This is a genomic window from Pseudoxanthomonas sp. JC1303 (genome assembly GCF_058448525.1).
In genome coordinates, this window is record NZ_CP185958.1 from 3665775 (window position 1) to 3691863 (window position 26089).

At 68.4% G+C, this 26089-nt stretch carries 21 protein-coding genes; 15 read left to right on the plus strand and 6 right to left on the minus strand.

What is annotated here, in order from left to right:
- The 3 genes from fdhD to ACORQU_RS16450 all read left to right on the plus strand — a co-directional run bounded on the left by fdhD (position 1) and on the right by ACORQU_RS16450 (position 2464).
- The gene (gene fdhD / locus ACORQU_RS16440) at positions 1 to 849 is read left to right on the plus strand and encodes a formate dehydrogenase accessory sulfurtransferase FdhD (protein ID WP_491642143.1); all 849 of its coding nucleotides are present in this window, start codon (positions 1 to 3) and stop codon (positions 847 to 849) included.
- Complete coding sequence (locus tag ACORQU_RS16445; RefSeq protein WP_491642144.1) at positions 846 to 1076, plus strand: formate dehydrogenase subunit delta; 231 nt, start codon at positions 846 to 848, stop codon at positions 1074 to 1076. The genes fdhD and ACORQU_RS16445 overlap by 4 nt, the downstream gene beginning before the upstream one ends.
- Before the next feature lie 101 nt (positions 1077 to 1177).
- Complete coding sequence (locus ACORQU_RS16450; RefSeq protein WP_491642146.1) at positions 1178 to 2464, plus strand: MFS transporter; 1287 nt, start codon at positions 1178 to 1180, stop codon at positions 2462 to 2464.
- 13 nt (positions 2465 to 2477) lie between these two features.
- On the opposite strand, the gene ACORQU_RS16455 is transcribed toward ACORQU_RS16450, so the two are convergent.
- The 4 genes from ACORQU_RS16455 to ACORQU_RS16470 all read right to left on the minus strand — a co-directional run bounded on the left by ACORQU_RS16455 (position 2478) and on the right by ACORQU_RS16470 (position 7276).
- Positions 2478 to 2939, minus strand: a complete 462-nt coding sequence (locus ACORQU_RS16455) for a bacteriohemerythrin (protein ID WP_491642147.1) — start codon at positions 2937 to 2939, stop codon at positions 2478 to 2480.
- 134 nt (positions 2940 to 3073) lie between these two features.
- Positions 3074 to 4381 carry a diguanylate cyclase gene (locus ACORQU_RS16460; RefSeq protein ID WP_491642148.1) on the minus strand — a complete coding sequence of 436 codons (1308 nt, stop codon included), beginning with the start codon at positions 4379 to 4381 and terminating at the stop codon, positions 3074 to 3076.
- Positions 4382 to 4449: 68 nt separating this feature from the next.
- A complete protein-coding gene (locus ACORQU_RS16465; protein ID WP_491642150.1) occupies positions 4450 to 5727 on the minus strand; it encodes an NAD(P)/FAD-dependent oxidoreductase in 1278 nt (425 codons plus the stop codon).
- 145 nt (positions 5728 to 5872) lie between these two features.
- The gene (locus tag ACORQU_RS16470; RefSeq protein ID WP_491645156.1) at positions 5873 to 7276 is read right to left on the minus strand and encodes a glutamine synthetase family protein; all 1404 of its coding nucleotides are present in this window, start codon (positions 7274 to 7276) and stop codon (positions 5873 to 5875) included.
- Between the two features lie 175 nt (positions 7277 to 7451).
- Between ACORQU_RS16470 and ACORQU_RS16475 the strand changes: the two genes are divergently transcribed.
- The 12 genes from ACORQU_RS16475 to ACORQU_RS16530 all read left to right on the plus strand — a co-directional run bounded on the left by ACORQU_RS16475 (position 7452) and on the right by ACORQU_RS16530 (position 22949).
- Positions 7452 to 8216, plus strand: a complete 765-nt coding sequence (locus tag ACORQU_RS16475; protein ID WP_491642151.1) for a gamma-glutamyl-gamma-aminobutyrate hydrolase family protein — start codon at positions 7452 to 7454, stop codon at positions 8214 to 8216.
- Complete coding sequence (locus tag ACORQU_RS16480) at positions 8213 to 9598, plus strand: glutamine synthetase family protein (protein WP_271646100.1); 1386 nt, start codon at positions 8213 to 8215, stop codon at positions 9596 to 9598. The genes ACORQU_RS16475 and ACORQU_RS16480 overlap by 4 nt, the downstream gene beginning before the upstream one ends.
- Positions 9599 to 9874: 276 nt before the next feature.
- Positions 9875 to 11239: an aspartate aminotransferase family protein gene (locus tag ACORQU_RS16485; protein ID WP_491642152.1), complete on the plus strand. Its 1365-nt coding sequence runs from the start codon at positions 9875 to 9877 to the stop codon at positions 11237 to 11239.
- 97 nt (positions 11240 to 11336) lie between these two features.
- Entirely contained in the window at positions 11337 to 12461 is a 1125-nt protein-coding gene (locus tag ACORQU_RS16490) for a polyamine ABC transporter substrate-binding protein (RefSeq protein WP_491642153.1), read from the plus strand.
- 154 nt (positions 12462 to 12615) lie between these two features.
- Entirely contained in the window at positions 12616 to 13737 is a 1122-nt protein-coding gene (locus tag ACORQU_RS16495) for an ABC transporter ATP-binding protein (protein ID WP_491642154.1), read from the plus strand.
- On the plus strand, positions 13734 to 14684 hold the full coding sequence (locus ACORQU_RS16500) for an ABC transporter permease subunit (RefSeq protein WP_271646096.1): 951 nt from the start codon (positions 13734 to 13736) through the stop codon (positions 14682 to 14684). Before ACORQU_RS16495 ends, ACORQU_RS16500 begins: the two co-directional genes overlap by 4 nt.
- Positions 14681 to 15523 (plus strand): ABC transporter permease subunit, encoded by an 843-nt coding sequence (locus ACORQU_RS16505; protein ID WP_491642155.1) that lies wholly within the window; start codon positions 14681 to 14683, stop codon positions 15521 to 15523. Before ACORQU_RS16500 ends, ACORQU_RS16505 begins: the two co-directional genes overlap by 4 nt.
- 161 nt (positions 15524 to 15684) lie before the next feature.
- On the plus strand, positions 15685 to 16887 hold the full coding sequence (locus tag ACORQU_RS16510) for an HlyD family secretion protein (RefSeq protein WP_491642156.1): 1203 nt from the start codon (positions 15685 to 15687) through the stop codon (positions 16885 to 16887).
- Positions 16884 to 18467, plus strand: coding sequence for an MDR family MFS transporter (locus ACORQU_RS16515; RefSeq protein WP_491642157.1), 1584 nt, complete (start codon positions 16884 to 16886; stop codon positions 18465 to 18467). Before ACORQU_RS16510 ends, ACORQU_RS16515 begins: the two co-directional genes overlap by 4 nt.
- The gene (locus tag ACORQU_RS16520; protein WP_491642158.1) at positions 18454 to 19995 is read left to right on the plus strand and encodes an efflux transporter outer membrane subunit; all 1542 of its coding nucleotides are present in this window, start codon (positions 18454 to 18456) and stop codon (positions 19993 to 19995) included. The genes ACORQU_RS16515 and ACORQU_RS16520 overlap by 14 nt, the downstream gene beginning before the upstream one ends.
- A gap of 178 nt (positions 19996 to 20173) precedes the next feature.
- A complete protein-coding gene (locus ACORQU_RS16525) occupies positions 20174 to 21535 on the plus strand; it encodes an NAD-dependent succinate-semialdehyde dehydrogenase (protein ID WP_491642159.1) in 1362 nt (453 codons plus the stop codon).
- A gap of 133 nt (positions 21536 to 21668) precedes the next feature.
- Positions 21669 to 22949 (plus strand): FAD-dependent oxidoreductase, encoded by a 1281-nt coding sequence (locus ACORQU_RS16530; protein WP_491642160.1) that lies wholly within the window; start codon positions 21669 to 21671, stop codon positions 22947 to 22949.
- Between the two features lie 10 nt (positions 22950 to 22959).
- Here the strand turns inward: ACORQU_RS16530 and pdeM are convergent, their stop codons facing one another.
- Together pdeM and ACORQU_RS16540 are read right to left on the minus strand one after the other, a co-directional pair.
- On the minus strand, positions 22960 to 23604 hold the full coding sequence (gene pdeM / locus ACORQU_RS16535) for a ligase-associated DNA damage response endonuclease PdeM (RefSeq protein ID WP_491642161.1): 645 nt from the start codon (positions 23602 to 23604) through the stop codon (positions 22960 to 22962).
- Entirely contained in the window at positions 23594 to 26053 is a 2460-nt protein-coding gene (locus tag ACORQU_RS16540) for a ligase-associated DNA damage response DEXH box helicase (RefSeq protein ID WP_491645157.1), read from the minus strand. Before ACORQU_RS16540 ends, pdeM begins: the two co-directional genes overlap by 11 nt.
- Between the last annotated feature and the right edge of the window lie 36 nt (positions 26054 to 26089).

The window sequence follows — 26089 nt, forward strand, 5'->3', positions numbered from 1 at the left end:
ATGAGCGAGAGCCACACCGCAGAGCGGACCGAAGACGCCGGCAGCGTCGTGCGCGGCGTGGCCCGGCGGCGTGGCGACACCGTGCGCACGCTGGAAGACCACATCGCCGAAGAGGTGCCGGTGGCGTTCGTCTACAACGATGCGCCGTTCGCGGTGATGATGGCCACGCCTGCGGACCTGGACGATTTTGCGCAGGGGTTTGCCCTGAGCGAGGGCATCGTGGAAGCCTTCGACGATGCGCAGGTCGCTTCGGTCGAGCATCTGCTGGAGGGCGTGGAGATCCGTGTGCGCATCCCGCAGGACCGCGCGGAGATCCTGCAGCAGCGCCGCCGCAGCATGAGTGGACGCAGTGGCTGCGGCGTGTGCGGCAGCGAACTGCTGGAAGCGGCCCTGCGTTCGCCGGCACCGGTGGGCGAGGGCGTCACGGTCACCGCATCCGCCCTGCAGCGCGCCCTGCGGGAGCTGCGCGGCTTGCAGCCGCTCAACGCGCGCACGGGCGCCACCCACGCCGCGGGTTGGGCGCTGGCCGATGGCCGTGTCGTGCTGGTGCGCGAGGACGTTGGCCGCCACAACGCGCTGGACAAGTTGATCGGGGCGATGCATCGGGCCGGCCATGATCCACAGGCCGGCTTCCTGGTGGTGACCAGCCGCGCCAGCTACGAAATGGCGATGAAGGCGGCCAGCGCCGGCATCGCCTTCATGGCCGCGATCTCCGCACCGACCGCGTTGGCCATCTCCCTGGCCCAGCGCACCGGCCTGACCCTGCTGGGCTTTGCGCGTGAGGACGGCCACGCGGTGTACACCCACGCGCCGCGCTTCATCGAAGACATCCACGAGGACCGCCCATGAACGAGACTGCCGGTGAACGCGTCAATCGCCTGGTCGAGATGGCCAACGACATCGCCGCCTACTTCGCCGCCGAGTCCGACCAGGCCATCGGCGCCGAAGGGGTTCGCCAGCACCTGGTGAAGTTCTGGGAGCCGGGCATGCGTCGCAAGTTGCTGCGCTACGTGCGTGAGGGCGGGGAGGGGCTGGTTCCATTGGCCCGTAGCGCCGTGGAGCAGCTCGACGCCTGAAGCCTGCGTACCGCGATCGTCACGCCTGCAACCATTGCCGACGTGATCAGGCAAACATGACAGAATCCGGCGGCTTCGTTTTCCTGAACCGGTTTTCATCGATGTCTTCCGTCGCTGCCGCTCCCACCACCAACTCACCCGCGCGCGTGCTGGTGGCCAGCTTGATGGGCACCACCATCGAGTTCTTCGATTTCTACATCTATGCCACCGCCGCGGTACTGGTGTTCCCGCATCTGTTCTTTCCTCCGGGCAACGAGACCGCCGCGCAGCTGTCGTCGTTGGCCACCTTCGCGGTGGCCTTCATCGCCCGTCCGGTCGGTTCGGCGATGTTTGGGCATTTCGGTGACCGCATCGGCCGCAAGGCCACGCTGGTGGCGGCGTTGCTGACGATGGGAGTCTCCACGGTGGCGATCGGCCTGCTGCCGACCTACGCGACCATCGGGCTGGCCGCGCCGGCGCTGCTGACCCTGTTCCGCTTCGGCCAGGGCCTGGGCCTGGGCGGCGAATGGGGCGGTGCGGTGCTGCTGGCGACCGAGAACGCGCCCCCCGGCAAGCGCGGGTGGTACGGCATGTTCCCGCAGCTGGGCGCGCCGCTGGGCTTCCTGCTTTCGGCGGGCACCTTCCTGATCATGGGCGCGGCGCTGTCGAGCGACCAGTTCCTGGCCTGGGGCTGGCGCGTGCCGTTCATTGCCTCCTCGCTGCTGGTGATCGTCGGCCTGTGGGTGCGGCTGAAGATCGCCGAGACCCCGGATTTCCAGAAGGCCCTGGCCCGCAACGAGCGCGTGCGCCTGCCGATGGGCGAGGTGTTCACCCGACACTTCGGCCCGATGCTGGCCGGGACCCTGGGCGCCCTGGCGACCTTCGTGCTGTTCTACCTGATGACCGTGTTCGCCCTGGGCTACGGCACCGGCACCCTGGGCTACAGCAAGCAGGAATTCCTGCTGCTGCAGATGATCGGCATCCTGTTCTTCGCTGCGGGCATCCCGCTCTCGGCGCTCTACGGCGACCGCGCCACCGCGCGCGAGGCGATGATGGTGGCCACGGTGTGCATCTTCGTGTTCGGCCTGCTGTTCTCCACGCTGTTCCAGTCCGGGCATCCGGCGATGGTGCTGCTGTTCCTGTCGGTCGGCTTTTTCATCATGGGCTGTACCTACGGCCCGGTGGGCACGCTGCTGTCGGAGGTCTATCCGGTGGGCGTGCGCTATACCGGCTCGTCGCTGTCGTTCAACCTGGCCAGCATCCTGGGCGCGGCGCCGGCGCCGGCGGCCGCCAAGTGGCTGGCCGGGCAGTACGGCGTGCAGTCGGTCGGGTTCTACCTGAGCGCGGCGGCGGTGATCACGTTGCTGGCGCTGATGGTGGTGCGACGCCACGCCAGCGTGGCCCGATGAGGCAAGCTGGCGGTCAGTGAAACAGGCGCGCCAGGGTTCGCTTCATCCAGCCACCTTGTTGATGGGTGCGGCTGAAGTGGTCCAGGTGCCGGCGGACGTCCTCGGCGTAGGCCTTGTCGTCGTTGCGGATGTGGTTGAACAGCCAGCGCGACAACAGGTGCTTGAGGTCGTCGGAGACGTCCTCGCCAGCCTGGAAGCGCAGCCGGAACTCGTTGACCCGACGGATGAACACCTCTTGCACCCGCTTGTGCGCGGCGGTGAAGGGATAGCCGGCTTCCTCCAGCAGTTCCTCTTCGAAGGCGAAGTGGGACATCGTGTAGTCCACCAGCTCCTCGATCACCTCGCCCACGGCCAGCTGCTCGTGGGTGCGCTGGGCGGCATGCAGCTGGTTGATCATCTCGACGATGCGCCGGTGTTGCCGGTCGATCTCCTCGATGCCGGTGTCCAGGTCGTTCTGCCAGATCAGCAGGGCCATGTTGACGCTTCCAGGACGCCCCAGGTTGGCGGGGCCGATGGAAGGCAATGTGTGCGACACGCGTCGCTGAGGCATTGATCTGGCGCAAGGCACGGCGGTCCGGTGTATGCGCACCGCCGCGCTGACCAAGGCTGTCAGCCTGAGGCGATGACCTGGTTACGTCCGCCGGCCTTGGCCAAGTACAGGCGACGGTCGGACTCGGCCAGCAGGCTGTGCAGGGTCTCGTCGTGAGCGCCCGCGCTGAGGCACACGCCGATGCTGACGGTGGTCTTCAGGCGGTCGCCCGCGATCTGGACGTCCAGCTCGGCGATGCGGTGGCGCAGGTCCTCGAAGTACGTCGCCGCCTCGTCCGCGCTCAGTCCCGGCGCGAGCAGGCAGAATTCCTCGCCGCCGAAGCGGGCGACCAGGTCCTGCGGGCGGGCGTGACGTGAGACCGCATTGGCCACTGCGCGCAGCGCGTCGTCGCCGGCCTCGTGGCCCCAGGTGTCGTTGATGTGTTTGAAGTGGTCGATGTCGACCATCGCCGCGGCGACCTGGGCCGATTGCTGGCGCAGGTGGGGCAGCATGCGCTGGCCCTGCTCCAGGAAGTGCCGCCGGTTGGGCAGCCCGGTCAAAAAGTCGCGCGTGGCCAGGTCCTGCAGGGTGCCGATCAACTCCAGCTGGTCGACGTTCTGCGAGACGCGGCAGAAGAACTCCTCGCGTGAGAACGGCTTGCGCAGGAAATCGTTGGCGCCATTCTTCAGGAAGCGTGGGATTAGGGTGGGGTCGCTGCTCCCGGACAGGCCGATGACGGTGACCTTGTCGCGCGCGCGGATGGCGCGCATGCGGCGGATGAATTCCACGCCTTCCATGCCCGGCATTTCCTGGTCAACCACCACCAGGCGGATGCCGGGGTCTTTCTCCAGCACTTCCAGTGCCTCGGCGCCGCCAGCCGCCTGTTCGGTCCGATAGCCGTACATGCTCAGCAGTCCGGCGGCGTACGCCCGCGCGGAAAGCGAATCGTCCACCACCAGGGCGGCGATGCGCCGGTTGCGTTCCAGACGCTGCACCAGCCAGGCCAGGTAGTCGATGCTGCCCGGGGCGTTCTTCAGTACGTAGTCGATGATCTGCTGCTGCAGCACCCGCTTGCGCAGGTCCTCGTCGTAGACGCCGCTGACCACCACGGTCGGCAGCCCGCGCGAGACGAAGAAGTCCACGACCGTGTCGCGGTCGCCGTCGGACAGGACCAGGCCGGTCATCACCATGAACCAGCCATCCTCGCTCTCCAGCACCCGCGCGGCCTCGGCCAGGGTGGAGACCACGGTCACCGGCAGATTGATGCGTTGGGCAATCGCCTCGCGCACCAGGGTGGTGAAGGTGCGCGAGTTCTCCACCAGCAGGACTTTCTGCGGGAGCACTTCGTCGCCAGCTTGAAACGCCGCTAGATGCGGAAACGGTGACATGGGTCGCGAAGACTTGGAGAGTCAGTGCCCATAACGGCACGACTGCGGGGTTCTTGAGGCCTTTGTGCTTACCAAAGTGCGTCGCGCAGCTTGTACCAGCCCATTGCCGCGACCAGCAGCGGGGTGCGCAAGGCCTGGCCCCCGGGAAAGGGCGCGTGCTCGATCCTGGCGAACAGGTCCAGCCGCTGGGACTGGCCGGCGATCGCCTCTGCGATGAGTTTGCCGGCCAGCCCGGTGGCGACCACGCCATGACCTGAGAATCCCTGGGCGAAGTACAGGTTGGGCGCCAGGCGCCCCCAGTGGGGGGCACGATTGAGCGAGATGTCCACCACGCCCCCCCAGGTGTAATCCAGCGAGGTGTCGCGCAGTTGCGGGAACACCGCGACGATGCGCCGGCGCATGATCGCCTGCAGGTCTCGCGGGGCACGCCCGGAATAACTGGCGCGCCCGCCGAACAGCAGGCGATGGTCGTGGCTGAGCCGGTAGTAATCCAGCGCCCGGGCGGTATCGGCCACGGCCATGTCGTTGCCGATCAGGGCCCGGGCCCCGGCCTCGCCCAACGGGGCGGTGGCGGCGATATAGGTGCCGACCGGCATGATCCGCGCCTCCAGCTCCGGGGCGATGCCCTGCAGCAGCGCGTTGCCGGCCAGCACGGCGAACTCGCAATGCACCTCGCCCTGCGCGGTGCGGAAGACGGGCTTGGCGCCGCGGACCAACTGCGTGACCGGGCTGCCTTCAAAGATCTGGACGCCGGCGGCCAGGGCCGCGCGTCCCAGGCCTAGCGCATAGGCCAGCGGGTGCAGGTGGCCGCTGATGGCGTCGTAGAGCGCGCCCAGGTAGCGGTCGCTGGCGAGGCTGGCGCGCAGGCGTTCGCGGTCCCACCATTCGACTGGATGGGCGTAGTGGGTCTGGAAGCGTTCGACCATCGCCTGCACGTCGCGCTGCTGGCGCGGCTTGAGCGGCACGGTGGCATGGCCGGGGCGCCAGTGGGCCTGAATGCCGTGCCGGGCCAGGCGGGCGTGCAACCACTCCAGGCCTTCACGCGAGAGATCGAACAGGCGCCGCGCCTGGTCCAGTCCGACCAGGCGTTCCAGTTTCTCCTCGCCACAGCCGAAGCCAACGATGGCCTGGCCCCCGTTGCGGCCAGACGCCCCCCAGCCAATCCGTTGCGCTTCCAGCACCACGACGCGATAGCCGGCCTCGGCCAGCTCCAATGCGGCGGACAGTCCGGTGTAGCCGGCGCCGAGGATGCAGACATCGCAGGTGAGGCGGCCTTCCAGCGCGGGCTGGCGGGGCAGGGGAGTGACGCTGGCCGCGTACCAGCTGAGGGGGTATGACTCGCTCATGCAGGCTCCTGCGCGTGGACCTTCCCGATTGTCGTTGTTGTTGTAGGGCCGAGCTTGCTCGGCACGGGGTTTTCCCGGGGCAGCCCCAGCGGAGCAAGCTGCGCTCTACAGGTGCGTGCGGCGGCGGGCGCGCGGCCAGGCAGGCTCAGACCGCACGCAGATACCAGGCGTAGTCCAGGTCGGTCACCTGGGTCTCGAAGCTGCGCAGCTCCTTGCGCTTCTGCTGCCCATAGATGTGGCGGAAGCGCGTGCCGAACTGCGTGGCCACCAGGTCGCTGGCCAGGAAGTCATCGATCGACTGGCGCCAGGAAGGGCTGCGGTTGTCGGTCTGCTCGTAGGCGTTGCCGACGATGGGCGGGCCGGGATCGAACCCGTGCTCCAGCCCATGCAGCATGCCGGCCAGCACGGCCGCGCAGGCCAGGTAGACGTTGGCATCGGCACCGGCGACGCGGTGTTCGATCCGCGTATTGGCCGCATCGCTGTGCGGGACGCGCATGGCCACGGTGCGGTTGTTGAAGCCCCAGGTGTCGGCCAGGGGGACGAACGCATTGAGGACATAGCGTCGGTAGCTGTTGGCATGCGGGGCGAACAACAGCAGGGTATCGGCCGCGCTGCGCTGCAAGCCGCCGATGGCGTGCTTGAGCGCCTCGGCCGGTGCGTCCTGGGGGCCGGCGAAGACATTGCGGCCCTGGCGATCCAGCAGGCTGACATGGACGTGCAGGCCACTACCGGCCTGCTCGACCAGCGGCTTGGCCATGAAACTGGCCTGCAGCCCCTGCTGCTGGGCGACCGCCTTGATGGTGCGCTTGAGCAACAGCGCCTCGTCGCAGGCGCGCAGCGCGTCGGCGCGATGCTTGAGGTTGATTTCGAACTGCCCCGGGGCGTATTCGGCCACGGCCGTGTCGGCGGGAATGTCCTGGATGGCGCAGGCCGCGGTGACCGCGTCGATGAAGCCACGATGGTCGTCCAGGTCTTCCATGGAGTAGACCTGCGTGGTCGCGTTGCGCGTGCCGGTCTGCGGGTTGATGGCCGGCTGCGGGCGTCCCTGCGCATCGGGCAGGCGGTCGAACAGGTAGAACTCCAGCTCGATGGCGACCACCGGCGTCAGGCCGCGCGCGGCGAAGCGTTCGACCACCCGACGCAGCACTTCGCGCGGATTGGCCTCGAACACGCCGCCTTGCCCGTCCTCCATCGACAGCAGCAGCTGCGCCATCGGCCGTGGCGACCACGGCACCGGCCGCAGCGAGCCCGGCACCGGCCGGCAGATCCGGTCCTCGTCGCCGATGTCGTAGCCCAGCCCGGTCTCCTCGACGGTATTGCCGGTGATGTCGGTGGCGATCAGCGACATCGGCAGGCACACGCCGCCCCGATACACCTTGTCCAGCGCATCGGCGGTGATGCGCTTGCCGCGCAGCAGGCCGTTCATGTCCGGCAGCAGCAGGTCGATGGCTTCCAGGTCCGGGAGCGCGGCGCGGGTGGCGCGGTCTTGGTCACGCAGGGCCTCGTCGGAGGCGGCGGGAGGAAGGGTCATGGAGGCCTCGCTGGCGATCACGCAGGAGCTTAGCAGTGCGGGTGGCTGTCAAGAAAAATCAACAAAGGCCATGCACGCGCCGCTTAGTGTCCGTCGGCTTTCAGTGCTGCCTGGGCTTAGGTGGAGGACCGCGTTGTAAAAATCAGGCGCCGCGGCTACTTTGGCCCGGAGCCGCACGCGAGCCGCGTCCCCCATGACCCAGTCGCCGCTGATCGGAATCCCCACCGACCGCAAGCAGATCGGCCTGCATCCGTTCCTGGCCGTGGGTGAGAAGTATGTCCGTGCCGTGGTGGATGGCGCCGGCGGCGTGCCGCTGCTGTGGCCGGCGCTGAGCCCGCCGCTGGCCTTCGATGCGTTGCTGGACACGGTCGATGGCCTGTTGCTGACCGGTGCGGTCAGCAACATCGAGCCGCACCACTACTCCGATGAGCCCAGCTGGGACGGCAACCTGCACGACCCCGCGCGCGATGCGACCACCTTGCCGCTGGTGCGCGCGGCGCTGCGCGCTGGCGTCCCGGTCCTGGCCATCTGCCGCGGCTTCCAGGAGGTGAACGTGGCCCTGGGCGGCACCCTCCACCAGCGGGTGCACGAGGTCCCTGCATTGACCGATCACCGCGAGGACAAGACCGCGACCCTGGACGTGCAGTACGGCCCGGCGCATCCGGTCGCCCTGGCCCCGGGCGGGCTGCTGGCCGAGTTTGGCGGAAGCAGCCAACAGGTCAATTCGCTGCATGGGCAGGGCGTGCGCCGACTCGCCGACGGCCTGCTGGTGGAAGCCACCGCGCCGGACGGGTTGGTCGAAGCCTTTCGCTTCGATGGCGAGACCTTCCTGCTTGGCGTGCAGTGGCATCCGGAATGGAAGCTCACCGAGCACCCGTTCTACATGGGTATCTTTCGGGCGTTCGGCGATGCCTGCCGCGCCCGCGCCAGACGTCGCCAGGAGCCTGCTTTCGCATGAGCCGCCGCCAGCCCCCGCGTGAACCGCCCGCCGAACCGGCCGACAATTCGCTGCGGCGCTGGCTCAAGGAGCGCCGCATCACCGAGGTCGAATGCCTGGTCCCGGACATCACCGGCATCGCGCGCGGCAAGATCATCCCGGCCGACAAGTTCAGCCACGACTACGGCACGCGCCTGCCCGAAGGCATCTTCGCCACCACCGTCACCGGCGACTATCCAGACGATTACTACGAGCTGACCAGTCCGTCGGATTCGGACATGTTCCTGCGCCCGGACCCGGGCACTGTGCGCATGGTGCCGTGGGCCGCCGACCCGACCGCGCAGGTGATCCACGACTGCTGGACCAAGGACGGTGAGCCGCACGAGCTGGCCCCGCGCAACGTCCTGCGGCGCGTGCTCAAGGCCTACGAGGACGCCGGCCTGCAGCCGGTGGTGGCGCCGGAGCTGGAGTTCTTCCTGGTGCAGAAGAACACCGATCCGGACTTCCCGCTGCTGCCCCCGGCCGGGCGCTCGGGCCGGCCGGAGACCGCGCGCCAGTCCTACTCGATCGACGCGGTCAACGAATTCGACCCGATCCTGGACCTGATGTACGACTACTGCGATGCGATGGAGCTGGACGTGGACACGCTGATCCACGAATCCGGCGCCGCCCAGTTGGAGGTCAACTTCACCCACGCCGACGCCCTGAGCCGCGCCGACCAGGTCTTCCTGTTCAAGCGCACCATGCGCGAGGCGGCGATGCGCCACGGCATCTACGCCACCTTCCTGGCCAAGCCGATGGAGAACGAGCCCGGCAGCGCCATGCATCTTCACCAGAGCGTGCTGGACCTCAAGCGCGGGAGGAACGTGTTCGCCGGCAAGGCGCTGGGCAAGGAGAGCAAGACTTTCCATCACTACATCGGCGGGCTGCAGAAGTACGCGCCGCTGACGATGGCCTTCTTTGCGCCCAACGTGAATTCCTATAGGCGCCTGGCGATCGGCCAGGTGGCCCCGATCAACGTGCAGTGGGGCTACGACAACCGGACCTGCGGCCTGCGCGTGCCCAAGGACACGCTGGAGAACACGCGCGTGGAAAGCCGTTTCGCCGGTTCCGATGCCAATCCCTACCTGGCCATGGCCGCCACCCTGGCCTGTGGGCTGCTGGGCATCCAGGGCGAGCTGAAGCCGACCAAGCCGCTGTCCACCAGCGCGCAGGACGTGGGCTTCGAGCTACCGCGCTCGCTGGGCGAGGCGCTGGACGAACTGGAGGGCGCCACCGCCTTGCACGACCTGCTCGGGCCGCGCTTCGTGCGCGCCTACATCTCGGTCAAGCGCAAGGAATACGAGACGTTCTTCCGGGTGATCAGCTCGTGGGAGCGCGAGTTCTTGTTGTTGAACGTGTGATCCGCGCGGTGAGGCCTGTTGTTGCTGTCGGCGTTTGATTCTGAGCACCTTAAAGCAAGCCGAGCATCGCAGCAGACCCGGGCCGAAGAGGCGCCCTTGTCTGAGCGAAGCGAGTTTGGGCGCCGTGCCCGGGGCTGCGAGAAGCACAGGGGACCGATGCGCAGCATCGGATTGCGTCGGTGCCCACGGTTTTGGCTACTTTTGCGATGACAAAAGTAGCTCGCGCTGTAAGCGCGAAAGCTCTTGCCCTTGCCTTCAAAGCGTTGGAAAAAAGTGATGGATACCCAGCAAGCCCGACTCCTGCAGGACCTCGATGCCGCCCACCACCTGCATCCATTCAATGACAACGCCGCCCTGGCGGCCAAGGGCACGCGCATCCTGACTCGCGGCCAGGGTTGCTATGTCTGGGACGCGCAGGGCCACAAGCTGCTCGACGCCTTCGCCGGCCTGTGGTGCGTCAACATCGGTTACGGCCGGGCCGAGTTGGGCCAGGCGGCCGCGCGGCAAATGGAGCAGCTGGCCTACTACAACAGCTTCTTCCAGTGCACCACCGAGCCGACCATCCGCCTGGCGGCCAAGCTGGCCGAGCTGACCCCGGGGGATCTCAACCACGCCTTCTTCGTCAATTCCGGCTCGGAGGCCAACGACACCATCCTGCGCCTGGTGCGGCACTTCTGGGCGGTGCAGGACCAGCCGCAGAAAAACATCTTCATCGGCCGCCACAACGGCTACCACGGCACCACCGTGGCCGGGGCCAGCCTGGGCGGGATGAAGGGCATGCACGGGCAGGGCAGGCTGCCGATCCCGGACATCGTGCACATCGAACCACCGTTCTGGTTCCATGACGGCGGCGAGCTGTCTGAGGACGAATATGGCCTGGTCGCCGCGCGCCGGCTGGAGGACAGGGTCCTCGCGCTTGGTCCCGAGCGCGTGGCGGCCTTCATCGGTGAGCCGGTCATGGGGGCCATCGGCGTGTACATCCCGCCGCGCACCTACTGGCCGGAGATCGAGCGCATCTGTCGCAAGTACGACGTGCTGCTGGTCGCCGACGAGGTGATCTGCGGCTTTGGCCGCACCGGCGAGTGGTTCGGATCGCAGACCTTCGGCTTCATGCCGGACATCATGACCATCGCCAAGGGCGTCACCTCCGGCTACATCCCATTGGGCGCGGCGATGTTCAACGACCGCGTCGCCAGCGTGTTGAAGGGCCAGGGCGGGGAGCTGGCGCATGGCGCCACCTATTCCGGCCACCCGGTGTGCGCGGCGGTGGCGCTGGAGAACATCCGCATCCTGCAGGACGAGCGGATCGTGGAGACCGCACGCGAGCAGGTCGCCCCCTACCTGGCCCAGCGCTGGGCCGAACTGGGCGAGCACCGCCTGGTCGGCCAGGCCCGAATCGTCGGTCTGATGGGCGCGCTGGAGCTGGTGCCGCACAAGGGCCAGCGCACAATGTTCGAGGAGCGCGGTAGAGTGGGGGCGTTGTGCCGTGACAGTGCGCTGCGTCACGGCCTGATCCTTCGCGCGACCTACGACTCGATGCTGCTCTCTCCGCCGCTGGTCATGACCCGCGCGCAGGTGGACGAACTGTTCGACAAGGCCTGGGCCGCGCTGGAGGAGACGGCTGCGGCGATCGGTAGGTGATGCTCCCTGGGGAGGGATCAAACGCGCGGTCCGCCCACCGGCGGTCCGTGCTTCCAGTCGAACGCCCCGCCCGGCGGGGACTGCATGGAGAGAGACGATGAAGCTGCGAATCCTGGGTGTGATGCTGGCCGCGGGCCTGACCGCCTGCGGTGGCCCGGAAGCGGGGAAGGAGTCGACGGCTGCACAGGCCGGCGCTTCCAAGACGGTCAACGTCTACAACTGGTCGGACTACATCGCAGAAGACACCAACGCCAACTTCGAGAAGGCCACCGGCATCACGGTGACCTACGATGTGTTCGACAGCAACGAGGTGCTGGAAGCCAAGCTGCTGGCGGGCTCCAGCGGCTATGACGTCGTGGTGCCCACGCTCAACTTCCTTGGGCGGCAGATCCAGGCCGGCGTGTTCCAGCCGCTGGACAAGGCCAAGATCCCCAATCTGGCCAACCTGGACCCGACCATGATGGCGCGTATCGCCAAGCAGGACCCGGGCAACCAGTACGCCGTGCCGTACATGTGGGGGACCACCGGGATCGGCTACAACGTGGACAAGCTCAAGGCGGCCTTCGGCAGCACCGACATCGCCGGCAGCTGGGACCTGGTGTTCAAGCCGGAGAACCTCGCCAAGATGAAGGACTGCGGGGTGACCTTCCTGGATACGCCCACCGAGATCGTCCCCATCGCGCTCAACTACCTGGGCGAGGATCCCAACAGCACCGACCCGGCGGTGATCGCCAAGGCCGCCGCGCTGCTCGAGACCATCCGGCCCTATATCACCCAGTTCCACTCGTCCTCGTACATCGATGCGATGGCCAATGGCGACACCTGCCTGGTGGTGGGCTGGTCGGGCGATGTGATCCAGGCGCGTGACCGTGCGCAGGAAGCCGGCAACGGCGTGGACATCGCCTATTCGATCCCCAAGGAAGGCGCGCCGCTGTGGTTCGACATGCTGGCCATCCCCAAGGACGCCAAGAACGTGGACAACGCCTATGCCTACATCAACTACCTGCTCGATCCGCAGGTCATGGCCAACAACTCCAACTTCATCAGCTATCCCAACGCGGTGCCCAAGGCCAAGGCGCTGATGGACAAGGACATCACCTCCGACCCGACGATCTATCCGCCGCCGGATGTGGAAGCCAAGCTGTTCACCTTCGCCATCATTCCGCCGGAGGTCGACAAGCAATACACCAAGCTGTGGACTGACCTGAAGAGCGGCAAGTAGGGCACGCCTGACCGGCCCAGCAGGGCCGGTCGCGGTCCGGTGCGCGGCCATCCGCGCGCCGGATCCTGGAACCTGTCTGGTGGCGCCGGGTCCGACACGCCTGGCCCCGCCACATTCAAGAGGGGGACGCCGGATGAGCGCAGTGGAAACTCCGATGACAGCGCCAGGCCCGGTGCCCACCGCCGGCACGGAGGGCTATCTGCGGCTGGAGCAGGTGCGCAAGGAGTTCGACGGCTTCTTGGCCGTGGACGACACCGACCTATCCGTCCGCAAGGGCGAGATCTTCGCGCTGCTGGGCGGCTCGGGCTGCGGCAAGTCCACGCTGCTGCGCTGTCTGGGCGGCTTCGAGACGCCGACCTCCGGCCGCATCTTCCTCGATGGTCAGGCGTTGGGGTCGCTGCCGCCCTACGAGCGTCCGATCAACATGATGTTCCAGTCCTACGCGCTGTTCCCGCATATGACCGTGGAGCAGAACATCGCCTTTGGACTCAAGCAGGACCGGCTGCCCAAGGCGCAGATCGTCCGGCGCGTGGAAGAGATGCTCTCGCTGGTGCAGTTGAACGCGCTGGCCAGGCGCAAGCCGCACCAGCTGTCGGGCGGCCAGCAGCAGCGCGTGGCGCTGGCGCGCTCGCTGGCCAAGGGCCCCAAGCTGCTGCTGCTGGACGAGCCGATGGGCGCGCTGGACAAGAAACTGCGCACCCAGATGCAGCTGGAACTGGTCTCGATCATCGAAAAGACCGGGGTCACCTGCGTGATGGTCACCCATGACCAGGAAGAGGCCATGACCATGGCCACGCGCATCGCGTTGATGGACGCCGGACGCATCCGCCAGGTGGGCACCCCCGACGAGATCTACGAGCAGCCGGCCAACCGTTTTGCGGCCAGCTTCATTGGTTCGGTGAACATGCTCGATGCGGTGATCGAGCAGGACGAGCCGGAGTACGTGACCTTGCGCGCACCGGCGCTGGAATCGGTCATCTACATCGGCCATGGCATCTCCGGTTTCGAAGGGCAGGCGGTGTCCTTCGCGGTACGCCCGGAGAAGCTGGGCATCGGCAAGCAGGCGCCGGATCAGCCGCACAACCGGGCCCAGGGCGTGATCGAGGACATCGCCTACTTCGGCAGCCATTCGGTCTACCACGTCAAGCTGCCCAGCGGCTTCACCGTCATGGCCCACTTCGCCAACGTGCAGCGCTGGGCCAGCGAAGGCCTGACCTGGGGCGACACGGTCTGGGTGTGGTGGGGCGAGAACGATGGCGTGGTGTTGACCCAATGAGCGCCGCCACGGTCTTCCAGGCGTTGCGCAAGCTCACGCCCGGGCCGCGCTGGGGCGTCATCGGCATCCCGTATCTGTGGATGCTGGTGTTCTTTGCCATCCCGTTCCTGATCGTGCTGAAGATTTCCTTCGCGCGGCTGGCCATCGCCATGCCGCCGTACACGCCCATCCTGGAGGTGGATGGGGCCGAGGTCGCGCTCAAGCTCAACCTGTCCAACTTCCTGCAGCTCGGTGCGCTGCAGAACGGCTACATCGCCGCGTACTGGAGCTCGCTCAAGATCGCCGCCATCGCGACCTTCCTGACCCTGCTGATCGGCTATCCGATGGCCTATGTCATCGCCCGCCTGCCGGTGGCCAGTCGCAATGTCGCCATGATGCTGGTGGTGCTGCCGTCGTGGACCTCGTTCCTGATCCGGGTCTATGCCTGGATCGGCATCCTCAAGAGCAGCGGCCCGGTGGGGCGGCTATTGGAGAAGCTCGGCGTGATCGATGCGCTGCAGGCGCTGGGCTGGATCGACGGACGCCAGATCCTGTACACGCCGATGGCCGCCTACATCGGCATCGTCTATTGCTACCTGCCCTTCATGGTGCTGCCGCTGTACACCAACCTGGTCAAGCACGACACGCGCCTGCTCGAAGCCGCCTACGACCTGGGCGCGCGGCCGTGGCGGGCCTTCCTCAGGATCACCCTGCCGCTCTCGCGCGCCGGCATCGTCGCCGGTTGCATGCTGGTGATGATCCCGGCGGTAGGCGAGTTCGTGATTCCCGAACTGATGGGCGGGCCGGACACCTTGATGATCGGCCGGGTGTTGTGGAACGAGTTCTTCGCCAACCGCGACTGGCCGCTGGCCTCGGCGGTGGCTATTGCCATGCTGCTGTTGCTGATGGTGCCCATCGTGATCTTCAACCGCGTCCAGCAGCGGCAGATCGAAGGGCGGCTGACGTGAGCGTCGGTCGCGCCCGCTGGCCGGCCTGGCTGGTGTTGGGGTTGGGCTTCGGCTTTCTGTACCTGCCGGTCCTGCTGCTGGTGGTGTGGTCGTTCAACAGCTCGCGCCTGGCCACGGTGTGGGCGGGGTTCTCGGTCAAGTGGTACGGCGAGCTGTTGCGCGACCGGCAGATGATGGACGCGGCCTGGATCAGCCTGCGCATCGCGTTCTGGACGGCCAATGCCTCGGTGGTGCTGGGCACGCTGGCCGCGCTGGTGATGACGCGCATGCGTCGCTTCCACGGCAAGACCTTGTTCGGCGGGCTGATCACCGCACCGCTGGTGATGCCGGATGTGATCATTGGCCTGTCGATGCTGCTGATGTTCGTCTCGCTGGGCGACATGCTGCATTTCCAGCCCAAGGGCATGCTGTCGATCTGGATCGCGCATACGACCTTCTCGCTGGCCTTCGTTTCGGTGGTGGTGTCCTCGCGTATGGCCGAGCTGGACAAGTCGCTGGAAGAGGCGGCAATGGACCTGGGCGCCAACCGGATCAAGGTGTTCTTCCTGATCACCTTGCCGATCATCGCGCCGGCGCTGGTGTCCGGTTGGCTGCTGGCCTTCACCCTGTCGCTGGACGACGTGGTGATCGCCAGCTTCGTCTCCGGACCCGGCTCGACCACCTTGCCGATGAAGGTGTTCTCCTCGGTGCGCCTGGGGCTGAGTCCCAAGATCAATGCGCTGGCCACGCTGATGATCGTGGCGGTGTCCTTGTGCGCGTTCCTGGGATGGTGGCTGATGTCCCGCAGCGAACGTCGCCGCAGGGCGGACATGCAGCTGGCCCTGCACGACCAGGCTTGATGGTAAGTGGAACCTCGAGTTTCACTTTCACGCCTTCGTGAAGTCGCCGTGATCTAACATCCGGCGCCGTACGTGCCGTCCCCCGGCGCCGTCGCGCCGTGGATGGGTGTGGTGGTGGATCGGGCTTTCTTGTCCATGTCCACCGAGCAGGAATCGCCATCTTGAGCAGTCACGACGACCACGACCGCCGCCCCGAAGACGCGCCCGCGCAGGGCCGCGGCGATGACCAGGAAAAGGACGCGCAGAAAAAGCCCTCGCCGCTGAAGAGCCCCAGGGTGAAGTGGACCCTGATCGTGATCGGGGTGCTGGTGGTCGTCGCGCTGGTGATCTGGCTGGTCTATTACCTGTTGGTCGGCCGTTACATGCAGGAAACCAACGACGCCTATCTACAGGCCGACTCGGTGGCCGTGGCGCCGCGGGTCAATGGCTACGTGACCAAGGTCTTCGTCAAGGACCACGCCTGGGTCAAGGCCGGACAACCGCTGCTGCAGATCGATGACCGCACCTACCGCGCACAGCTCGAGCAGGCCCAGGCCGCGGTGGGCGTGCGTCAGGCCGACATCGTCGCGGCCCAGGCCGCCATCGAGGGCTATCAGGCGCAGCTGCTGCAGGCCCGTACGCAGGTGGCCTCGGCCGCGGCGCAGCTGAAGTTCGCCAAGGCCGAGGTCGCGCGTTTCGCGCCCTTGGCCGCCTCCGGCGCCGATACCCACGAACACCAGGAGCAGCTGCACCAGCAGCGCGACCAGGCCCAGGCGCAGTACGACGCGGCCAAGGCCCAGGTGGCCGGCGCGCAGAGCCAGATCGCCGCCAGCCAGGCGCAACTGGAGCAGGCCCAGGCCGGGCTCAAGCAGGCGCAGGCCAATGTGGACCAGGCCCAGGTGGCGGTGGAAGACACCCGGCTGACAGCAGCCATCGCCGGGCGCCTGGGCGACAAGACCGTGCAGGTCGGTCAGTTCCTCGGTGCCGGCACGCGGACCCTGACCATCGTGCCGGTCAACGCGCTGTACCTGAGCGCCAACTTCAAGGAAACCCAGGTCGGGCTCATGCGCCCCGGGCAGCCGGTGGAGATCGAGGTCGATGCGCTCAGCGGGGTGACCCTGCACGGCCGCGTGGACAGCCTGTCGCCGGGCACCGGCTCGCAGTTCGCGCTGCTGCCGCCGCAGAACGCCACCGGCAACTTCACCAAGGTCGTCCAGCGCGTGCCGGTGCGCATCAAGGTCATCGCGGGGGAAGAGGCGCGCAAGGTGCTGGTCCCGGGCATGTCGGTGACCGCCACGGTCGATACGCGGTCGGCCAAGGGCGCCAAGGACCAGACCCAGGACGAAGCCGAACGCCTGGAGGAGCGGGAGGAGGCACGCGAGTGAACGCGCAGGCGGCCAGCGCGGACGATGACGGCCAGGCCGGGGCGGCGCAAAAGGCCGACGCCGGCGCCTGGCTGGCGGTGGCCGCCGGCACCATCGGTTCGTTCATGGCCACCCTGGACATCTCCATCGTCAACGCCGCGCTGCCCACCATCCAGGGCGAGGTCGGCGCCAGCGGCACCGAAGGCACGTGGATCTCCACCGCCTACCTGGTCAGCGAGATCGTGATGATCCCGCTGACCGGCTGGTTCGTGCGCACGCTCGGGTTGCGCAACTTCCTGCTGATCTGCGCCTCGTTCTTCACCCTGTTCTCGGTGCTGTGCGGGCTGTCCAGCTCGCTGCCGATGATGATCGTCGGGCGCATTGGCCAGGGCTTTGCCGGCGGCGCGCTGATTCCCACCGCGCTGACCATCGTGGCCACGCGCCTGCCGCCCGCGCAGCAGACCATGGGCACGGCGCTGTTCGGCATGACGGTGATCATGGGACCGGTGATCGGCCCGCTGCTGGGCGGCTGGTTGACCGAGAACGTCAGCTGGCACTACGCGTTCTTTCTCAACGTGCCGGTGTGCGCTGGCCTGCTGGCGCTCCTGCTGCTGGGCCTGCACCACGAAAAGGCGCACTGGGCCGGTCTGCTGGATGCCGACTGGCTGGGCATCTTCGGTTTGGCCGCCGGACTGGGCGGGCTGACGGTGGTGCTGGAAGAGGGGCAGCGTGAGCGCTGGTTCGAGTCCGAATTCATCATCGTCCTGTCGCTGGTGGCCGCGGTGGGGTTTGCGGCCCTGCTGCTGGCCCAGGTGGTCAGCCGCGAGCCGGTGATCCAGCTCAAGGTGCTGCGCAACCGCAGCTTCGGCGCGGTGTTCCTGATGATGCTCGCCGTGGGCATGATCCTGTTCGGCGTGATGTACATGATCCCGCAGTTCCTGGCGATGGTCTCCGGCTACAACACCGAGCAGTCCGGCTATGTGTTGCTGCTGCAGGGCCTGCCCACGGTGTTCCTGATGCCGTTGATGCCCAAGCTGCTGGAGATCGTGGATGTGCGCGCGCTGGTGATCGGCGGCCTGCTGTGCTTTGGCATCGCCTGCTTCATCAACATGGACCTGACCTCGCAGAGCGTGGGCACCACCTTCGTGGCCAGCCAGCTGTTGCAGGGCGTGGGCCTGGCGCTGGCGATGATGTCGCTCAACCAGGCGGCGATCAGCTCGGTGCCGACCGAACTGGCCGGTGACGCTTCGGGCCTGTTCAACGCCGCGCGCAACCTGGGCGGTTCGATCGGCCTGGCGATGATCTCCACCTTCCAGGACCGGCGCCTGACCTACCACACCGAGGTGCTGGGCAGCGCGACCACGGCCAATTCGCCGATGGGGCAGGACTCCCTGCGCCAGATCGCCGGCGCGCTGCGCGGCAGCGGAGGCGACGCCGCCATGCAGGCGATGGGGGCATTTGCTCAGCAGGTGCAGCTGCAGGCCCTGGTGATGACCTACAACGATTTGTTCTGGATCTTCGGCGTGGTGGTGGCCTGTGCCATTCCGCTGGCGTTCCTGCTCAAGCCATTGCCCAAGGGGGCCCACGTTGCGATGCATTGATTCCCGCGCCAGGCGTTCCCTGCTGTTCGCGCTGCTGCCGCTGGCCCTGGCCGGCTGCATGCTGGGTCCGGACTATGTGCGCCCGCAGGTCGCGCCGGGCGCGATGGAGGCCCCGCGCCTGCACCGCGCCGCCGCCGCCGACATCGTCGACGCGCCGCCGCCCAGCCAGTGGTGGCGCACGCTGGACGATCCGCAGCTGACCTGGCTGGTGGAGACCGCCCTGCGCGACAGCCCCAACCTGCGCGCGGCGGACGCGAAGCTGCGTTCGGCGCGTGGCCTGGCCGCCCAGCGCCGGGCCGAACGCCTGCCACAGGTCGGGGCGATGGCCGCCTACGCGCATGTCCGATCGCCGGATTCGGTCAAGGACGGCTTGCGCGAGGCGGGCCAGGGCCTTGCCCAGGCCAGCGATCCGGCCACCGGCGCGGCGGTCACCCAGGCAACGCAGGACGTCGACCTGGATACGGATCTGTACCTGGCCGGCTTCGACGCCAGCTGGGAACTGGATTTCTTCGGCCGGCGCCGGCGTGCGCTGGAAGGGGCGGCGGCCCAGGCCCAGGCCGCGCAGGCCGAACTGGCCGACGCCCAGGTCCGGCTGGCCGCGGAGATCGGTCAGGTCTATCTGAACTATCGCGGCCTGCAGGCCCGCATCGCGCTCGGCCAGGACAGCGTGCGCGATGCGCAGCACTCCCTGGATCTGGTCGCGCAGCGCCGCGGCCGTGGCGCCGCCTCGGACCTGCAGGTCGAGCGCGCGCGCGGGCAGCTCCAGCAGGAGCAGGCGCGCCTGCTGCCGCTGCAGGCCCAGCGCGATGCCGCGCTCGACCAGCTGGCGCTGATGGTCGGGCAAGTGCCCGGTGCGCTGGACGCAAGGCTGGCACCGGTCACGCCCTTGCCCGGGTTGCCGGCGCAGGTGAAGGTGGACGATCCGGCTGCGCTGATTCGTCGCCGTCCCGATGTGCGTCAGGCCGAACGCGAACTGGCCGGCGCCAACGCGCGGATCGGCGAGGCGATGTCCGGCTATTTCCCGCAGGTGAAGCTGTTCGGCAACATCGCCGCGGTGGCGACCAAGCCCAGCGACCTGGATGCGGACTCGGCGGCGACCATCGCCGCACCGTTCCTGCAGTGGTCGATCCTGGACTTCGGCCGCATCCGCGCCCAGGTCGCGCAGGCACGCGCCGGCACCCAGGCACGGGCTGCGGCCTACGAGAACGCGGTGCTGTCGGCCCTGCAGGATGCCAATACCTCGCTGTCCAACTTCGGTTCGGCGCGCAAGCAGCTGGTCGTGGCGCAGCAGGCCGAAGCCTCGGCCGATCGCGCGGCGCAGCTCATGCAGCAGCGACGAGATGCCGGTGCCAGCTCGCAGATCGATCTGCTCGATGTGCAGCGCCAGCAGCTCTCCGCACGGGATAGCGCCGCGCAGGCGCGGGTCCAACTGCTGGTGGACTACGTGGCGCTGCAGAAGAGCCTGGGGCTGGGCTGGCAGGACGCGCCGGAACCGGTCGCCAAAGACCAGGAGACCGCGGCGCGCTGACGTTATTGCTTTGTGGGAGCCGCCACGGCGGCGATGGGCATTCCCGGTCACGCCCCATCGCCGCCATGGCGGCTCTCACAAGGGCGGTTCCAACCCGTGGCGACGTGCGTCGGCGACGACTCGGTAACAGGCACATCGCGATGATGGAACCCTGTTTTCAAGCTGTGTGGAGTGCGCCATGTTCACCGAGATTCCCAATCCTGCGACCGGCCAGATCGAGCATCGCCAGGAACTGATGGGCGCCAACGCGGTCGAGGCCGCGCTGCATGCGGCCCAGACCGCCTTCCCCGAATGGGCGCAGCGTCCGCTGGAGGCCCGTGGCGCAGTGCTGCGCAAGGTGGGCGCGCTGCTGCGCGAGCGCCGCGAGGCCATCGCGGGGATCATGACCGCCGAGATGGGCAAGCTGAAGGCCGAGGCCCTGGCCGAGGTCGACAAGTGCGCCGGTGCCTGCGACTACTACGCCGAGAACGCCGCGCGCTACCTGGCGCCGCAGCCCATCGAGACCGAGGCCCAGGCCAGCTACGTGCGCTATGAGCCGATCGGCTGCGTGCTGGCAGTGATGCCGTGGAACTTCCCGATCTGGCAGGTGTTCCGGTTCCTGGCGCCGACCCTCATGGTAGGCAACGTGGCCTTGCTCAAGCACGCCAGCAACGTGCCGCGTTGCGCCGATGCCATCGCCTCCGTGCTGCGCGACGGCGGCGTGCCCGAAGGCGTGTTCGCCGTGCTGCACATCGACAACGACCAGGCCGCCGAGATCATCCGCGACCGGCGCGTGGCGGCGGTGACGCTCACCGGCTCCGAGCGAGCGGGCAAGTCCATTGCCGCCAACGCCGGGGGCGAGCTCAAGAAATGCGTGATGGAACTGGGCGGCAGCGATGCCTTCGTCGTGCTCGACGATGCCGATCTGGACAAGACCGTGGCCGCGGCGGTGAAGGGCCGCTTCGACAATGCCGGGCAGACCTGCATCGCGGCCAAGCGCTTCATCGTGGTCGATGCGATCGCCGATGCCTTCGTGCAGCGTTTTGTGGAGGCGGCAGGCAAGCTCAAGACCGGTGACCCCAACGACGCGGCCACCACGCTGGCGCCGATGGCACGCCAGGACCTGCGCGACGAACTGCACCAACAGGTCGCCAGCAGCGTGGCCGATGGCGCCAAGGTATTGCTGGGCGGCCACCCGGGCGAGGGCCACGCCGACTATCCGGCGACCATCCTGGACCAGGTGCAACCGGGCATGCGCGCCTATGACGAAGAGCTGTTCGGTCCGGTGGCCAGCATCCTGCGAGTCAAGGACGAGGCCGAGGCCGTGCGCGTGGCCAACGACACCAGCTTCGGGCTGGGCGGCAGCGTGTGGACCGGCGATGCCCAGCGTGGCGAGCGCGTGGCCCAGCAGCTGCAGTGCGGCGCGGCCTTCGTCAACTCCATCGTCAAGTCCGACGTGCGCCTGCCGTTTGGCGGGACCAAGCGCTCGGGCTTCGGCCGCGAGCTGGCGGCCGTGGGCATGCACGAGTTCACCAATATCAAGACCGTCTACGTCGCCTGAAGCGCACTGCGCGGCGTGCGATGATGCAACGCTGCTGTCGTAGGAGCCGCCATGGCGGCGATGGGGCTTCACCGGCAACGGCGCATCGCCGCCATGGCGGCTCCCACGGATCACCGGCAGACCAGGGATTGGAATGCAGAAGTCGCATCACATCGCCATCGTCGGATACGGCACCGCGGGACAGGCCTCGGCCGCCCTGCTGGCCGCCGATGGGCACCGGGTCGAGGTCTTCGAGCAGGCGCCAGCCCTGGGACCGGTGGGCGCGGGCTTCCTGTTGCAGCCCACGGGCATGCAGGTGTTGTGGGAGATGGGCCTGCTCGACCAGGCCCTGGCCCACGGACGCCGCATCGACCGGCTGTATGGCGAGACGTCGTGCGGCCGCGCGGTGATGGACATGCGCTACGCGCCACTGGACCGTCGGCTGTTCGGGCTGGGCATGCAGCGCGGCGCGCTGTTCGGCCTGCTGGCGCAGGCCTGGGACGGCTTCGGCGGCGTGCATTGCGGCACGCGGATCGTGGAGATCAGCGAAGACACCCGCCGCGTGCGCGATGCGCAGGGCAGCTGGCATGGGCCGTTCGATCTGGTGATCGCCGCCGACGGGGCGGCCTCGGCGCTGCGCCGGCACAGCGGTGGGGTCCGGGCGGATACGCCGTATCCCTGGGGCGCGTTGTGGTGCCTGGTCCCGCAGGAAGACTGGGCCTGGCCGCATGAGCTGCGGCAGCGCTACGTGGCCGCGCGCAAGATGGTCGGCATGCTGCCGGTTGGCACGCGGCCGGATGATCCACAGCCGCGCATCAGTTTTTTCTGGAGTCTGCCGGCCGACGGCTTCGACGCCTGGGAACGCGGCGGTCTGGAGGCCTGGCGCGACGAGCTGGCCACGCTGTGGCCGCAGGCCGCCGCCCGCGTGCATCAGGTGCAGTCCTGCGCGCAGCTGGCACGCGCGGGTTACCGCGATGCGGTGCTGCACAGCTGGCATCGTGATCGCCTGCTGCTGATGGGCGATGCCGCCCACGCGATGAGCCCGCAGCTGGGTCAGGGGGTGAACATGGCGCTGATGGATGCCGCGGCGCTGCGCGAGGCCCTGCGCCATGCCGATGCGCTGCCGGCCGCGCTGGCGCGCTATCAGCATCGCCGCCAGCGGCACGTGGCGATCTACCAGTTCTGGAGCCGCTGGCTGACGCCGCTGTTCCAGTCCGAGCGCGATCGGATCGCCAAGCTACGCGATGTCGCGTTCCGCCCGCTGGGGCGCATGCCAGGCGGGCGCGGGCACATGCTGCGCGTGCTCAGCGGAACCCAGCAGGGCGTGTTCGGCCGGCTGAAGCTGGAGCCGGGCTTCCTGGCGGCCCTGGAAGGGCTGGTGGAAAAGCCGCCGCTGACGCTGCCCGCCGCGCCGGAGCCGGCCGTCACCGAATAGGCACGTGCACTCAGGCCGGCGGCAGGGCGATGGCCGCGCCTTCCACGCAGGCAATCAACTGTTCACCAGGCTGCAGCGTCGGCACCACCCCTGCGGTGAACTGCGAGAACGCAGGCAGCACCGTCAGGCCGGCGCGCCGCCAGAACGCCGGCCAGCGTCGCGTGGTGCCCGGCGGCTTGAACTGGGGATGCACATGGCCGCACAGCACGTGCAACTCCGGATGGGTGGCGGGCTCATGGCGCAACAGGAACGGGCCGTCTTCCACTTGGTCCGGCAGCAGCTGCATCTCCAGTCCGGCCTTGGCCAGCACGCGGTCGTGGTTGCCGGCCAGCGCGGCGATCTCAAGCAGCGCGTGGTGGGCACGCCACTGCGCCAGCTGCGCGCGCCAGGCCGCGTGCGGCGCCGGTCCGTGCAGCACATCGCCCAGGATCCACAGTGAGCGTGCCTGCGTGCGGGCGATCAGCTCGGTCAGCCGCTGCAGGTCATGCAGGGTGCCGCCACGCGGCAGCGCGATGCCCGCGCGACGGAACACATCACCCTTGCCCAAGTGCAGGTCGGCGATCAGCAGGCGCTGTCGCGCTGGCCAATAAAGGGCGCGATCACCCAGCACCTGCATCGGCTCGCCGGCCAGTGTCAGCGCCAGCTCAGCGGCCATATTTGTGCTCCAACTGCTCGGCGGCGCGCTGCACGCGGGTCTTCCAGTCCTCGGTGCTGAGCTGTCCGCGCAGGCGTTCGGCCCATAGCGGGAAGGACAGCGGGGTCAGGCTGCTCGGTCGATGCACCGTCAGCTCCCGCTGCGCGCAGTCGGCCAGGGTGGCGGCCAGACGGTCCAGCTCCAGGGTGCCGCTGAACACCTCGCGCCGGGCCTGGTGCAGCAACAGATGGTCCGGGTCGTGCTGGCTGAGCACGTCGAACAGCAGGCCGCTGGAGGCCTGCAGCTGGCGCAGGCTGCGCGGTGTCTTGCCTGGCAGAGAGGGCGGCAGCAGGCCGGCCACGCGCGCGATCTCGCGGAACTGGCGCCGCGCCAGCTCGCCCAGGTTGAGGCTGGCGGTGAGGTCTTCGAGCAACTGGTCCGGCGACAGCAACCCGCGCAAGGTGTCCGCGTCCAGTTCGACAGGGTTGGCCGGCGACAGCACCAGGCCATAGTCGTTGGCGGAAAAGGCGAAGGTGTTGGCCTGCATTCGCCCCCAGCGCAGGGCCAGCAGCGCGGCCAGTCCCTCATGCACCTGGCGGCCAGCGAACGGGTACAGGAACAGGTGCCGGCCATCGCGCGCCTTGATCCACTCGCACAGCAACGTGCTGGGTGCGGGCAGGGCGCTCAGGCGGGCCTGCAGCGCGAGCAGGGGCGCGATGGCGCGCAGCTCGGGCGCGGCGTGATCGCCGCCGAACACGGCTTTCACCTCGCGGCCGAGTTCGGAGGACAGCGGCATGCGTCCGCCCATCCACTTGGGCACCGTCCCGTCGCCGCCCTTCGCCAGGCGCACATAGGCGGTCATGTCCTCCAGCCGCACCAGCTCCAGCAGCTTGCCGGAGAACTGGAACCGGTCGCCCCGGCGCAGGCGCCCGACGAACTGCTCCTCCACCGAGCCCAGCCGCCCGCCGCGCAGGAACCTTACCTGCACGCTGCCGTCGCTGGTGATGGTGCCGATGGACAAGCGATGCCGCAGGGCGACCCTGCGGTCGTGCACGCGATAGACCCCGTCCTCGTCGCGCACGACCTTGTGGAAATCGGGGTAGCGCTCCAGCGCGCTGCCGCCACGGGTGATGAAGTCCAGCACGCCGCGCCAGGTCGCCTCGTCCAGCGCGGCGAAGGCCTGGGTGCCGCGCACCTCGGCCAGCAATGCATCGGGCGAGAAGCCGCCGCCCAGGGCTAGCGTCACGCAATGCTGGGCCAGCACGTCCAGCGACAGGCGCGGCGCGTGGCGCGGCTCGATGGCGTTGCGGGCGATGGCCTGACGCGCGGCGGCGTACTCGACCAGTTCCAGCGCGTGCGTGGGCACGCACACCACGTGCCCGGCCTCGCCCGGCCGATGGCGCGCGCGTCCGGCGCGCTGCAGCAGCCGCGCAATGCCCTTGGGGCTGCCGATCTGCAGGACCTGGTCGACCGCCGGGAAGTCCACGCCCAGGTCCAGGCTGGAGGTGGCGACCACGCAGCGCAGCGTGCCCTCGCGCAGGCCTTGCTCGGCCTCGCTGCGCAGCCTGGGGCTGAGCGAGCCGTGATGCAGGGCCAGCGTGGCCGGGTCTTCCGGCCACACCGAGGCCAGCGCCTGGTGCCACAGCTCGGCCTGTGCGCGGGTGTTGGTGAACACCAGGCTGGTCGGCACCGCCAGCAGCTTGTCCAGGACGCGTGCCAGTTGGGCCAAGCCGAGGTGCCCGGACCAGGGGAAGCGTTCGCCCGCCTTGGGGCGCAGGGTTTCCAACGTCAGCGTACGCGGTCGGACGCCAGCGACCATCGGTGCGCCCGGTCTGTGCGGCAGCAGGGCCTCGCGTGCTTCGTCCAGGTTGCCCAGCGTGGCCGACAGGCCCCAGGTCCGCATCGCCGGCGAGAGCGCACGCAGGCGCGCCAGGCACAGCTGCAGCAGCACGCCGCGCTTGTTGGCCAGCAGTTCGTGCCATTCGTCGACGATGACCGCGCGGATGTCCTGCAGCTGCGGCGCGGTGTCGGGATAGGACAGCAACAGCGCCAGCGACTCGGGCGTGGTGACCAGCACGTCGAGCTTGCCTGCGCGCGCCAGGCGCTTGTCGCGCGAGGAGGCATCTCCCGTGCGCTGGCCCACCTGCCAGTCCAGGCCAACGCCCACGATGGCTTCGTTCAAGGCGCGGGTGGTGTCGGCGGCGAGCGCCTTGAGCGGGGTGATCCATAGCACCTGCAGTGGGCGCACGCGGTTCTTCTTGTGCTGGCTCGGGTCGCCGGCACGCGCGCGGACGGCTTCCAGCAAGGGACCGCCGAAGGCGGCCAGGGTCTTGCCGCTGCCGGTCGGGGTGTGCAGCAGGCCGGACTGGCCAGCCAGGTAGTGCCGCCAGACCTCGCGCTGGAAGGCCAGCGGCTTCCATCCGCGTGTGGCGAGCCAGGCCTGGAGGGGCGCCTCGATGCCGCGCGGCATTGGCGGCGTGGCCGCTGCCGTGGCCTCGGTGTCGTC